This is a genomic window from Streptomyces sp. NBC_01498, from assembly GCF_036327775.1.
GTDB lineage: Bacteria > Actinomycetota > Actinomycetes > Streptomycetales > Streptomycetaceae > Streptomyces.
The window spans coordinates 3,673,901-3,686,406 of sequence record NZ_CP109598.1; the positions used below are offsets into that span (position 1 = coordinate 3,673,901).

General features: G+C 72.1%; 12 protein-coding genes and 1 tRNA gene. 5 read left to right on the forward strand and 8 right to left on the reverse strand.

What is annotated here, in order from left to right; genetic code table 11:
• Positions 1 to 54: 54 nt before the first annotated feature.
• Positions 55 to 1,557 (reverse strand): serine/threonine-protein kinase, encoded by a 1,503-nt coding sequence (locus tag OG875_RS15640; RefSeq protein ID WP_330174848.1) that lies wholly within the window; start codon positions 1,555 to 1,557, stop codon positions 55 to 57.
• Positions 1,558 to 1,682: 125 nt separating this feature from the next.
• Positions 1,683 to 2,231, reverse strand: coding sequence for a helix-turn-helix domain-containing protein (locus OG875_RS15645; RefSeq protein ID WP_330174849.1), 549 nt, complete (start codon positions 2,229 to 2,231; stop codon positions 1,683 to 1,685).
• A gap of 180 nt (positions 2,232 to 2,411) precedes the next feature.
• Between OG875_RS15645 and OG875_RS15650 the strand changes: the two genes are divergently transcribed.
• Positions 2,412 to 2,484, forward strand: a tRNA-Ala gene (locus tag OG875_RS15650).
• Positions 2,485 to 2,553: 69 nt separating this feature from the next.
• On the opposite strand, the gene OG875_RS15655 is transcribed toward OG875_RS15650, so the two are convergent.
• From OG875_RS15655 to OG875_RS15670, 4 genes are all read right to left on the reverse strand, one after another.
• On the reverse strand, positions 2,554 to 3,975 hold the full coding sequence (locus OG875_RS15655) for a carboxylesterase/lipase family protein (RefSeq protein WP_330174850.1): 1,422 nt from the start codon (positions 3,973 to 3,975) through the stop codon (positions 2,554 to 2,556).
• A gap of 134 nt (positions 3,976 to 4,109) precedes the next feature.
• Complete coding sequence (locus tag OG875_RS15660; protein ID WP_330174851.1) at positions 4,110 to 5,105, reverse strand: MBL fold metallo-hydrolase; 996 nt, start codon at positions 5,103 to 5,105, stop codon at positions 4,110 to 4,112.
• A gap of 41 nt (positions 5,106 to 5,146) precedes the next feature.
• Positions 5,147 to 6,163: an SMP-30/gluconolactonase/LRE family protein gene (locus tag OG875_RS15665; RefSeq protein ID WP_330174852.1), complete on the reverse strand. Its 1,017-nt coding sequence runs from the start codon at positions 6,161 to 6,163 to the stop codon at positions 5,147 to 5,149.
• A gap of 161 nt (positions 6,164 to 6,324) precedes the next feature.
• Positions 6,325 to 7,245: a helix-turn-helix domain-containing protein gene (locus tag OG875_RS15670; protein ID WP_330174853.1), complete on the reverse strand. Its 921-nt coding sequence runs from the start codon at positions 7,243 to 7,245 to the stop codon at positions 6,325 to 6,327.
• Between the two features lie 394 nt (positions 7,246 to 7,639).
• Here OG875_RS15670 and OG875_RS15675 point away from each other — a divergent pair, with 394 nt between their 5' ends.
• Entirely contained in the window at positions 7,640 to 8,068 is a 429-nt protein-coding gene (locus OG875_RS15675) for a DUF6344 domain-containing protein (protein WP_330174854.1), read from the forward strand.
• A 160-nt stretch (positions 8,069 to 8,228) separates the two neighbouring features.
• Here the strand turns inward: OG875_RS15675 and OG875_RS15680 are convergent, their stop codons facing one another.
• Entirely contained in the window at positions 8,229 to 8,915 is a 687-nt protein-coding gene (locus tag OG875_RS15680; protein ID WP_330174855.1) for a DUF5324 family protein, read from the reverse strand.
• Positions 8,916 to 9,216: 301 nt separating this feature from the next.
• Here OG875_RS15680 and OG875_RS15685 point away from each other — a divergent pair, with 301 nt between their 5' ends.
• Positions 9,217 to 9,744: a peptidylprolyl isomerase gene (locus tag OG875_RS15685; RefSeq protein ID WP_330174856.1), complete on the forward strand. Its 528-nt coding sequence runs from the start codon at positions 9,217 to 9,219 to the stop codon at positions 9,742 to 9,744.
• Positions 9,745 to 10,002: 258 nt separating this feature from the next.
• On the forward strand, positions 10,003 to 10,896 hold the full coding sequence (locus OG875_RS15690) for a rhomboid family intramembrane serine protease (RefSeq protein WP_330174857.1): 894 nt from the start codon (positions 10,003 to 10,005) through the stop codon (positions 10,894 to 10,896).
• A 434-nt stretch (positions 10,897 to 11,330) separates the two neighbouring features.
• On the opposite strand, the gene crgA is transcribed toward OG875_RS15690, so the two are convergent.
• Positions 11,331 to 11,588, reverse strand: coding sequence for a cell division protein CrgA (gene crgA, locus OG875_RS15695; RefSeq protein WP_330174858.1), 258 nt, complete (start codon positions 11,586 to 11,588; stop codon positions 11,331 to 11,333).
• 142 nt (positions 11,589 to 11,730) lie between these two features.
• On the opposite strand from crgA, the gene OG875_RS15700 reads away from it, so the two are divergent.
• Positions 11,731 to 12,498 (forward strand): DUF881 domain-containing protein, encoded by a 768-nt coding sequence (locus tag OG875_RS15700; protein ID WP_330174859.1) that lies wholly within the window; start codon positions 11,731 to 11,733, stop codon positions 12,496 to 12,498.
• Positions 12,499 to 12,506: the final 8 nt, after the last annotated feature.

Genomic DNA, 12,506 nt, shown 5'->3' on the forward strand with positions numbered 1-12,506 from the left:
CTGATCAGGCCGGGCGCGGGGTCCGTTCAGGACCGCCGGGTGAGGTGTCCGTGTTCAGGACTGGGCGAGGGCCCAGAAGCCGACGGCGAAGCAGAGCAGTGCGAGCAGCAGAACCGGGATCGTCACCTTCGGGGGCGGTCCCGGTCGTCTGTGCGAAGCGGGCGCGGCAGCCGGGACGGGAGCCGGGACGGGGGGCGGCGTCTGTGGGTACGGGTACGGCACGGGAACGCCGGGCCGCTGGGCGGTGTATTGACGAGTGTGCGGTACGTCGTGCCGCACGGCGGCGGTGGTCGCCTGGGACGGGTCGGGTGCGCCGGGTGCGCTCGGCGTGAGGGGCGGAGGGGACGCGTGCGGGTGTACGGGCTCTTGGAGATGTTGCTGCGGTTGCGACTGTGGCTGTGGCTGCGACTGCGACTGCGACTGCGACTGCGGGTGCGGGTGCGGGTGCTCCGCGGCGGTCGGCGGGGGGAGATGGAAGGAGCCGGTCTCGGACATGGAGCCCGTGGACGTCGGGCTGTCCGTGACGCCGCCCGTCACCCCGCCGGTGACCGCGGCCCCGCCCCCGACCCCGCCGGTGACAGCTCCCCCGGTCACCCCGTTGCCCGTGTGCGGACCCGCGTACGGGTCCGGGTACGGGGGCGCCGTGGCGGCCCGCCCGTCCTGGTCCGGTGCGGCGGCGACGGGCCCGTCGGGGCCGAACGGGGAAGGCAGCGGCCCGAGTTGGTCGAACACCTCGACGGGCTCGTCGTCCTCCGCCGGCTCCGGCAGCAGTTCGACGGCCGCCGCGAGGGCCTTGCGCGCGCCCGTCGCCGTACGGAACCGGGCGTCCGGGTCCGGCTGGAGCAGCCCGGCGAGGACCTGCCACAGCGGTTCGGGAATTCCCTGCGGCGCCCCGGGGGTGCCGTGCGCGGTGAAGTACTCCACCAGGGCGTTGGCGTCCGGCTTCCGGCCCTCCAGCAGATAGAGCGCGACCAGTCCGGCGGCGAAGAGGTCGGCCGGGAAGTCCGGTTCCGCGCCCGTCATCTGCTCCGGCGCGAAGTAACCGGGCGTGCCGACCACGTAGTTGGTCTCCGTCAGACGCGGCTCGCCCTTGCGCATGGAGATGCCGAAGTCGGACAGCCGCAGATGCGGCCGGCCGGTCCCGGTGGCCTCCAGCAGTATGTTGGCGGGCTTGATGTCGCGGTGGACGACGCCCTCCGCGTGCACGGCCGCCAGCCCCGACAGCAACTGGTCGAGCAGCAGACACACGAAGCGCGGGGGCAACGGCCCGTAGTCGCCGATGACATGGGCCAGCGATCCCCCGCCGACCAGGTCCATGGTGAACAGGACCTTGTCGTCGTCGGCGGCCCAGCTGGCCGGCGCGAGCACATGCGGGTGATCGATCCGCAGGGCCTGCTCCCGTACGAAACGCAGCAAGGTGTGCGCGTCGCTCTGCTGAAGCACCTTGGCCGCCACGTAACGGCGGCGCCGGTGGTCCCAGGCGCGCCACACGGCGCCCACACCGCCACGTCCGATCGGGTCGACCAACTCGTACCGACCAGCGAAGACCTCACCCATCGTGCCGCGCTCGCTCCCAGTCGTCCTGTCCGGCGGGCCGTCGCCCCCCGGCCGCGGTGCGGGTCCGGTCCGCCGGGACGGACCCGGGGCCCGTCGTCCGGCTCAGGCCCGACCTCCGGTGTGCCTCACCCCTGGTGCGCCTCGTAGTGCCCGACCGCTTCGGCGGTGCGCCCGGCCCCGTACACCCGGAGGAACTCTGCCAGTTCGGGGTGGCTCGGTGCGAGGGAATCCGCCGCGTCGATGATGTCACCGGCGGCGGCGACCGACCGCAGCAGTGACTGGATCTCGCGGACGACCCGCCGCACGGCCGGTGCGCCGGAGCTGTTCGTCGTCTGGCTGGTGGCGGTCAGGACCGAGCCGCCCTGCGACTTCTTGACCTCGTCCATCCGCGCGGTGGCCTCGGCGGCGCTGACGCTGCCGTCGGCGACCTGCCCGGCGAGGTCCTGGAGCGCCTGAACGCGCTGGACCACGGCGGGATTTCCGATCTTGGCGCGCTGGCCGCTCATCAGCTGGGAGAGCATCGGGGCCGAGAGACCGAGCACCGCGGCGAGCCTGGCCTGATTCAGCCCCAGGTCGTCGATCAGCCGCCGGAAGAGCGCCCCCAGCGGCTCCCCGTACCAGCTGCGCTGAAGTTCTCTGGCTCTGGCTGTCGATTCCTGCTGTGCGGCGTCCATTCGCGTCTCCCCATCGCTTCCCCAGGCGGCAGCTTCGCTGCTGCGAACCTCTGGGGCATCCTACGGAGCGGGGTCCCGCACCGGGAGTCCCTGTCCTTTTGCGAGATCAGGGTGGACAACCGGTACTCTGGTCCCCGACGGACACCGCGCCATCCCGCGATGTCGTCGTATGTCCCTTCCGGGGCCTTAGCTCAGTTGGTAGAGCGCTGTCTTTGCATGGCAGATGTCAGGGGTTCGACTCCCCTAGGCTCCACATAACGCGCCCTCCCGGCCTGCGGAAACGTAGGCCGGGAGGGCGCTTCTGCGTTCTCGTCGGCCGTTGTCAAGGGGCGCCGAGTGGCCGGATGTGGCCATCGGCCGGGGTGAAGGCGGGCCAGCCGGGGTTGCCGGTCCCGGCGAAACGTACCCAGGAGCGGTGGATCTCGGCCGCCAGTTCGGCGGGTGGTTCGGTGGTGCCGAGAAGCGCGTACGGGCCGCGCAGCGACGGCAGGGTGAGGCGGTCGAAGACGAAGGGCAGCTCCATGACGTGCGCGGCGCCGAGGTGTCCGTCGACGGCGTCGGAGCGCCAGCGGAACTCGTAGCGGTACGTCCGTCCCGGGGCGACCGTCGCGTGGGCGGCGGCCAGTTGGTGGGTGCCGGTCCCGAACAGTCCGTCGCCGAGGATCATCGTGCGCAGCTCGGCGGGCGACGCGGCCGGGTGCCGTGCCCGGTAGGCGCGGACGGCCGCGCCGGGGTCGGGGTGGAACCGGGCCGCCGTGGCCAGGACATCGGCGTCGGTGGTGCCGGCCAGAAGTCCCGGTGGGGCCAGATAGAGGCTGCCTTCGTCGCGGTTGCCGCCGATCAGCAGGTCGACGTCTGCTCCGCGCCCGGCCAGCACCCCGGTGGCGGGCTGTTCCTCGCCGACCAGGCTGAAGGCGGTGATGCCGCCGAGCGGGTCGTGGTGGGTGGCGGTACGCAGGTCCAGGCCGGTCAGCCCGGCCGTGACGGCGACGAGGCGTTCGTCCGGGACACCGGCCAGGGTGGCGGCGGTCGGCTCGACGCCCAGGGCGCGGCCGACCGCCGAGGTGACGACGCCGGCCTGTTCGGGGGTGAAGGCGCCGGTGCCGCTGCCGCTCTGGACGATTGCCCGCCTGATCAGCCCGGCGGAGGCCGGGTCGGCGAGGACGCCCCCGACGACGATGGCCCCGGCGGACTGCCCGAAGAGGGTGACGTTGCCGGGGTCGCCGCCGAAGCGGGCGGCGTTCTCCCGTATCCAGCGCAGGGCGGCCAGGACGTCGAGCAGGCCGCGGTTGTCCGGGGCGTCGGGCAGACGCAGGAAACCGGGGATGCCCAGGCGGTAGTTGACGGTGATCAGAACGACGCCGTCGCGGGCGAAGGCCGTGCCGTCGTGGAGGGGCGCGGTGCCGGAGCCGGCGACGAACCCGCCGCCGTGCACGAACACCATGACCGGCCGGGGCGCCGGGTCCGGCTGCGGGGTCCAGATGTTCAGGGTGAGGTAGTCGTCGCCGCGCCGCCATCCCGGGCCGAAGTACGGCGACATGTCGAGGACGCCGAAGGAGTCGCGGGCGGGCTGGGGCGCGGTCGGGCCCGGCCGGGTGGCGTCACGGACCCCGGTCCACGGCTCGTGCGGGCGCGGGGCGGTGAACCGGGCGCCCCCGGTGGGTGGTGCGGCGTACGGGATGTCGAGGAAGACGGTTCCGTGGGGACGGCGGCGGCCGAGGACCGGGCCGGAGGTGGTGGCCACGGTGGCGGTGGTTGCGGTGGTTGTGGCCGGGGGATCGCTGGGTGCCAACTCGGCTCTCCTGGTCGCTGGTCGCTGGTCGCTGGTCGAGCGGTCGGGTGCCGCCGCCCCGGGGTGGCCGGGGCGGCGGCGGAGGGTCAGTAACGGGGGATGGGCGCCCACTTCTTGATCGCGAATCCGCCGCCGTCGGTGTGCTCGACGTTCGTGAGGTCCGTGACGTTCTCCACTTCGAAGGCGCTGTGGCCGCCGAAGTGGGCGGGCAGGACCACGGCGTTGGCGTCGGCGGCCCAGCCGAGCAGGGCACGGCGGGAGGTACGGGCCCGGACCGGGTCCTCGCAGAAGCAGCTGTTGTGGTCGGGGTGCGCGACCTGGAGGGGCGTGTGCAGCAGGTCGCCCGCGAACAGGGCCCGGTCGCCGCCGGAGACGAGCTTGACGACGGCGGAGCCCGGCGTGTGGCCGGGAGCCGCCTCCAGCCGCAGGGCGCCGTCGATGGTGTGGCTGCCCTCCCAGAGCAGCACCTGCCCCGCGGCGTGCACGGGGGCGACGCTGTCCTCGAAGACGTTCTCGTTGACTCCCCCGGCGATGTCCGCGTTGTTCGCCGGGTTCCAGAACTCGAAGTCGGCGCGCGGCATCAGATAGGTGGCGTTCGGGAACGTCGGCACCCAGGCACCGTCGACCAGGCGGGTGTTCCAGCCGACGTGGTCGACGTGCAGATGCGTGTTGACGACGAGGTCGACGTCCTCGGGCCGTACCCCGGCACGGGCGAGGTTGCCGAGGTAGTCCAGCCGCTGATGGTCCCAACCGGCGACGGCGGGGCGGCTCTTGTCGTTGCCCACGCCGGTGTCGATCAGGATGGTCCGGCCCCCGCTGCGCAGCAGCCAGGTCTGCATGGCGACGTTCACCAGGCCGTCGTCGGCGCCGAGGTGGTCGGGCACCAGCATCTCCCGGTGGTCCTGCCAGGCGTGCGCGGGCAGGTCCGGGAAGAACTGGTCCGGGGGCATGATCGGACCGTGCGTCTCCTCGACGCGGGTGACGGTGACGGCGCCGAATATCAGGTCGGGCCCGGTTTCCGTGGCCGTCGCGGGGGCCTGCGCGGTCCCTGTCGCCGTCGTGGTGGCCTGCGTGGTTTCCATGGGGTCTTCTCCTGAGGTGCGGTGGGTGTCGGGCGGCGGCGTCAGCGGTTCAGCCGGGCGACGACGAGGTTGGGGTCCTCGGCGGTGAGCCAGGCGGCGCTCATCACGTGGACGGTGCTGCCGCGCAGGGCGATGGCGGTGGGGTTCTGGAGGCCGTCGGCCGGGGTGAGCACGGTGGTGTGGCTGCCGTCGGAGCGCACGAGGGCGACTTCGCTCGTGGCGTCGATCGCGGCCAGCAGCTGGTCGCCGCAGCCGGTGAACGCGATGTCGTCGATCCCCGGCAGTCCGGTGGCCTCGGTCCGGACCGGACCGGCGCTCCCGTCCCGGCGCACGGGGATACGCAGGACGGTGCCCCGGTCGGTGTTGGTGGTCCACACCGACCCGTCGTGGAACTTCAGACCGTTGGCGCCGAGGAAGCCGGCGGCGGCCAGCTCGGGCGCGGTGGACCAGGCGGTGGGGGTGCCGCCGGCGGTGGGCACGCTCCACACGGTGCCGAGTACGGAGTCGGCGGCGTAGAGGGTACGGCCCCGGGAGTCCAGGGCCAGCCCGTTGGGGAGGCCGTCGGCGGGCAGCGCGGCGATACGCCGGGGCTGGCCGCCGGGGCGCAGGCGCCAGACGCCGGTCAGGTCGGCGGTGCCGGTGGCGTACAGGAAGTACAGGGTGCCGTCCGAGGCGCGGACGATGCCGGTGGTGAGCGGGAAGCCCATGGCCGGGGTGTGGACACCGCCGTCGGCGGGGGCGGGCAGGGTGGCCAGGATCCGGCTGGTGCCGTCGGGGGAGAGCTTCGCGATCCGACGGGCCTTGGCGAAGGTGACGTACGAGGAGCCGTCGGGGGCCAGGGCGACGTTCTCCGGTGTCTGGCCCCCGGCCAGGTCGAAGTGGACGGCGATACGCGCGCCGGTCACCGTGACGGGACCGGCCGACGCCGAAGCGGCCGGAGCCGGGCGGGGCGCCGAGGCCGAGGCCGGGGTGGTCCCGGCGAGGGTTCCGGTCAGGGTCGCGACCAGGACCGCCGCCGAGACGGCGGACGTGGAGAGCGTGGAAAAGGTGGAGAACATGGTTCCTTCATCTGTTTTCGGGCATGCGGCAGCGACGCGCCGACGCATGGGTGGGGAGAGAGCCGACGCGTGGGTCGGGAGGGAGCCGACGCGTGGGTCGGCAGGGAAGGGAACGGAAGGCTCGGCCGGGGATGGGGACGTGGGCCCGACGGGCCCGGGGGTCAGGCCCTGGTGGTGCGGGGGTGCCCGGTCCGGATGGGGGTGGAGGGGGTCGCCGGGGCGGCCGGGGCCGTGGTCCCGGTGACGGCCTGGGCGAGCAGGGTCAGCGCGGCCCGTGACGGTGAGCCGGCCTCCGTGGTGGCGGCCACGACGGTGGGGCCCGGCCCGTGGCTCAGGGTCTGCTGGACCACGGTCAGCGGTCCGACCAGCGGGTGCCGCATCTCGTACGTGGCGACGGTGCACGCCTTGACCCGGTGATCGGCCCACAGGGACGCGAACTCCGCGTTCGTGGCGCTCAGCTCACCCAGCAGCGCGTGCAGCGCCGGGTCCTGCGGATACTGGGCCGCCACCAGGCGCAGATTCCCCACGACCGCCCGTGCCTTGGCCGGCCAGTCCACGTACAGGTCGCGGGTGTGGCCGTCGAGGAACACCAGCCGGGCCATGTTGGGCCGCCGCCCCGGATGATCCGGAGCGCCGGGGTCCAGATGACCGGCGAACAGCGCGTGGCCCAGGCGGTTCCACGCCAGTACGTCGCCGCGCCGCCCCAGCACGATCGCGGGGGCGTCCGCCAGCGCGTCCAGCAGTTGACCGGCCGCCGCCGTCACGCGCTCCGGCGCGGGCCGCCTGCTCCGGGTGCGCTGCCGGTCGGCCTGGGCCAGGTCGTACAGATACCGCTGCTCCGACTCGTCCAGCCGCAGGGCCCCGGCGATCGCGTCCAGCACCTCGGGCGACGCGCTCAGCGACTGCCCCTGCTCCAGCCGCGTGTAGTAGGAGACGCTCACCCCCGCCAGCAGCGCCAGCTCCTCGCGCCGCAGGCCCGGCACCCGTCGGCGTTCCCCGTACGTGGGCACCCCGACGTCCTCCGGACGCAGCTGGGAGCGCCGGGTGTGCAGGAAGTCCCCGAGCCGCGATTTTCCGTTCATGGATCCGAGTATGGGACGACCCGGACGGCGCAGCCTGCCCCTGCTGTGGGTAGGCACGGCCGGGTCCGGCTCCTTCCTTCTCAGGAGGAGCACGGGGGACGGCCACCCCGGCAGCGTGGATTCCGGCCTACACCAGGACCCGCCGGTTCGCGAACGCGGACGCCGTACGGGACGGGCGGAAAGGGCCGCCCGGGACAGCGGAAGAAGCCGCCCTGCGGCGTTCGCGCGGGGCGGCATATCTCACGATTTACGACGCCGATTGCACCGTACGGGTGGTGTTCATCAGAAGAACTGCGCAGCGCTGGCGTTGGTCCTTCGATTCCCGAGATGCGTACACATCATGAGGAAGGTATGTAGATCGCTCAACCCGAAAGCAAGCTGAAAGCGAGGGGTCATGGCCGCCTTCAAGGTCAAGAATTTCACGATCGAGAGTCTGTGGACCGCCTTCCTGACCGCGTTCTTCGCGGTGCTCACCACCCTGGGGCTGACCGCCCCCGCCGCGGCGGCGGACGCCGCCGCACCGCAGCCCGCCGAGCAGCCGGTGAAGGACCGCGCGCCGGAGGGCCGCCCGGCCGACGCGGCGGTGCCCGCCGCCGGTGAACGGGGCGGGGGTGACGCGATGACGGCGGAGCGGCACGCCCTGCCGGACAGCGCGCGGCCGGCGGACACGTCCCGCCCGCCGACCATCGAGCAGCGCATCCGCGCCGAGGCGCACGGTTCGTCACCGTCCGTCCGGCGCCTGCCCGTCGACACCCGTACGGACGCCGACGTGGCGCGGGACAACGAGGCCGCCGCCGACGCGGCGCTCGCGGCGGCGGCGTGAGGAACCGGGACTCCTCAAGGACTCCCGGCGCCCGCACCGCACGTCTCACCGGAATCGTCCGGCCCCACGGTTCACCGGCCACCCGTCAACGGCGGTCGTCCTGCCGGAGGTCGTCGTACCAGTGTTCGTCCTGCCGGCGGTTGCCGTACCGGCGTTCGTCCTACCGGTCCCGATTCCTCGCCTCGTCCTCGGCCTGCTTGGCCTGCACCTCCGGATCGAGCGCACCCTGGCTGCCGTCGACGGACGACAGCGACGCGTCGTGCGCGGAGACCTCGGTAGGAGCGGGCGGTTCCACGAGCCAGTCGGGATTGGCCTGCTTGTCCCACCACTTCCACGCGGCGACCGCGCCGCCGGTCAGCAGACCGAGAGCCACCAGGCCCTTGGCGAGACGTCCGGCCCTGGCCCGCCGCTCATGCTTCCTCACGAGCTTCTGGACCTCCTTCACCGTGATCTGACCACGCAGCGCGGCGAGGGCGGCAGCGGAACGAGCCGCTGCTTCCCCGGCGACCGGCTGTGCGACGGACACGGCGTGCTCGACGCGCGGCACCGTGAAGTCGGCTGCCTGACGCACGGCCCTGCGGGTCTGTGCGGCGGCCCGGTGCGCGGCCACGTCGACCTTGGGGGGCACATGCGGCGCCACATGGGCGCCGTACTGAACACGAGCTTGAACACGAGCCTGCTTCGCGGCCTTCGACACCTTCGGTGCGAGCCGGACGCGGGCCTCTTCGGCGTACAACGCGGCCTGTTCCTTGGCCGTATCGGCGTAGGGTGCCACCGCTTCCGCGGCGTGCAGCACGCTCTCCTTCGCCGAATCGGTAGCGGCGCGCACGCTGTCCATGCGGGTCACAGGATCCTCCTCCTCGGTGGCGGTCAGGGGCTTGGGGGTTTCCCCCGTTATTGGACAAAGATCCGCCTGTCCACCCAGATCGAAATCATGCCTGCCGCCCGCCGTACCGGCATGCGGTGCGGGCATCCGGGTCAAGGAGGACGACGGCTGCCCCTTTTCCTGCTCCGCGTGTTCCCCGTCGGGGAGCGCTGATTCCCCGTCATCGGGACGCCGTGCGCGGTTGGGGGGTACGGGGCGGGCGGCGCGAGGGCCGTCCGTGCGAGGATCGGCAGGGTCATTGCAGACTCACGGAAGGCAGATCGTGGCCGAGCAGCTTTACGCCACCCTGAAGACCAACCACGGCGACATCGAGATCCGGCTCCTGCCGAACCACGCGCCGAAGACGGTCAAGAACTTTGTGGAGCTCGCCGAGGGCGAGCGTGAATGGACCAACCCGGCGACCGGCAAGAAGTCGAACGACCGGCTGTACGACGGCACCGTCTTCCACCGGGTGATCAGCGGTTTCATGATCCAGGGCGGGGACCCGCTGGGCAACGGCACCGGTGGTCCGGGCTACGAGTTCGGGGACGAGTTCCACCCCGACCTCTCCTTCGACCGGCCGTACCTCCTGGCCATGGCGAACGCGGGACCGGGCACCAACGGCTCGCAGTTCTTCATCACCCTGGCGCCCACCGCGTGGCTGACCCGCAAGCACTCCATCTTCGGCGAGGTCACCGACGAGGCGAGCAAGAAGGTCGTGGACGCCATCGGCGCCACCCAGACCAACCCGCGCACCGACCGCCCGGTGGAGGAAGTCAGGATCGAGTCGGTCGTCGTCGAGACCCGCTAGTCCGGGACCGTACGGCGGACCCCGCCGGGTCCTGTCCGGCGGACCGTGCGACCGCCGGCCCTTGTCCGGGCCCTGCCGGGTGCCGTCCGTGCCGTGTCCGGGCCCGGCCCGGGTCCTGGCCGGCGTCCCCGGTTCGGATTCCCGTTCGGGGAACCATCCCGCCCTGCCCGTCCGTAGTGGTTACATACCGGGCGGGGAGGGCGGTGCGCTCTGCGCCCTTCACCGCATCGAGCGCCGTATCCAGTACCGAGGGGACCGATGGACCAGCAGCCCGGGGGCCCGGACCGGCCCGCCACCGACGCCGCACCTCACTGCTACCGGCACCCGGACCGTGAGACGGGCATCCGCTGCACCCGCTGCGACCGCCCCATCTGCACGGACTGCATGATCAGTGCCTCCGTCGGATTCCAGTGCCCGAACTGCGTACGGGACGGGTCCGGTACGGGGATGTCCCCCACCGCCGCCCGGCCGCGCACCATCGCCGGCGGCACCGTCACCGCCGACCCCCGGCTGATCACCAAGATCCTGCTGGGCATGAATCTCGCGGTCTTCGTCGGCGTCCTCGTCAGCGAACGGCGCGTCGTCGGCGAACTGGACCTCATCGGGGACGCCTTCAACCCCGAGCTGGGCGAGCTGGTCGGCGTCGCCCAGGGGCAGTGGTACCGCCTGTTCACCGCGGTGTTCCTGCACCAGGCCGTCTGGCACATCGCGTTCAACATGCTGGGGCTGTGGTGGCTCGGCGGTCCCCTGGAGGCCGCGCTCGGACGGTCGCGCTTCCTCGCGCTGTATCTGCTCTCCGGGCTGGCGGGCAGTGCCCTGACCTACCTGATCGCCGCGCCCAACCAGGGGTCGCTCGGTGCCTCGGGCGCCGTCTTCGGGCTGCTCGGCGCCACGGCCGTGCTGATGCGCCGGATGCGTTACGAGATGCGGCCGGTCCTGGTCCTGCTGGCGCTGAACCTGGTCTTCACGTTCCTCTGGTCCGGCATCGCCTGGGAGGCACATCTCGGCGGGCTGGTCGCGGGCACGGCGGTCGCCGTCGGCATGGTGCACGCGCCGCGCGAGCGCCGGGCGCTGGTCCAGTGGGGCACCTGCGCGCTGGTGCTGCTGGTGACCGTCGTGATCATCGTGATCAGGACCGGTCAGCTCTCCTGAGACGGGGGAAGCCGGTTCTCCGGGCAGCGGGGTGCCCGTCGGGCACCCGGTCCTGCCAAGGATCGGGACCGCCGGGCGCCCGGCCCCGCCGGGTGAGGACCGCCGGCCGGCCTTACGGGCGCCCGGACGACCGTTCAGGACCGTTCGCGCACAGAGTTGTCCACAGCGTGTGCCGGATCTTGTGCAATGTGTGCGCCCGGCATGGGGAACACGCGTGCCCCTTGTCCCTGATCTGGGTTTTCCCAGCAAGGACAAGGGGCGGGGCGCTTCATCACAACGGCCGAAGCGAGCGTTCCAGTCACACCGGCGTCAACATGCCGTGAAGTTATCCACAGATCGTCTGACCTTTTCCCCCGGCTGTGGACAGCACTGTGGATAAGTGTCTGGGCAGAGCTTGACGCGGGTCGCCGGACCTGCCTCCACCGCGCCCGGAGCTACTTCCACTGCGTGGAGACGCCGAAGCCGGCGGCGATGAACCCGAACCCGACGACGATGTTCCAGTTGCCGAAGGCGTCGACCGGCAGGGTCCCGTCGGTCACATAGAAGACCACGATCCAGGCCAGCCCGACGAGGAACAGGGCGAGCATGACGGGCGCGACCCAGCTCCGATTGGACAGGTTTATCGTGGTCGACTGCTTCGCCGCGGGCGGCGGCGTGAAATCGGCCTTCTTGCGGATCCGTGACTTCGGCACGAGGGACTCTCCTGTCGATGCGCTGCGTGACCGCGCAGGTAACTGAAACGGTGTACCGGGCACGAGGAGCGGGGGGAACGCTGCCTCCGCCGGGCGTCCGTTAGCGTAGTGCTTCCGTGGCGCCTAAGGAGATAAGGGTACGTTGAGCAATTCCGCCGACTTTCCCGAAGGGCCGGTCCGCCGACCGGTCCGGCGGCCGGTACGCCTGCTCACGGCCGGGGTCTTCGCCCTCGCCGGCCTCATCTTCGTCACGAGCTTCAACACGGCGAAGGGCACCAACCTCCGTACGGACGACTCCCTGCTCAAGCTCTCGGACCTGATCCAGGAGCGCAGCGACAGGAACGGCGTGCTGGAGGAGTCGACCGCGGCCGTACGCAGGAGCGTCGACACCCTCGCCAACCGGGACGACGGCTCCACCAAGGAGGAGGACGCCGCACTCCGGGGGCTGGAGAACGTGGCGGGGACCACGAAGGTCTCGGGCCGGGCCCTCACCGTCACCCTGGACGACGCCCCGCCGGACGCCACCGCCAATCCCGGATACCCCGAGCCGCAGCCCAACGACCTCGTCATCCACCAGCAGGACCTCCAGGCCGTCGTCAACGCCCTCTGGCAGGGCGGCGCCAAGGGCATCCGTGTGATGGACCAGCGGCTGATCTCCACCAGCGCGGTGCGCTGCGTCGGCAACACCCTGATCCTCCAGGGCCGGGTCTACTCGCCGCCGTACCGGATCACCGCCGTGGGGGACCAGGATCGGCTGCGGGAGGCGCTGGAGGAGTCACCGGCGATCCAGAACTACCAGCTGTACGTGCAGGCGTACGGGCTCGGCTGGAAGGTCGACGAGGACGGCGGGACGACGCTTCCCGGCTACACGGGCACCGTGGACCTCCACTACGCGAAGCCGGTGGGGTAGCCGCGACA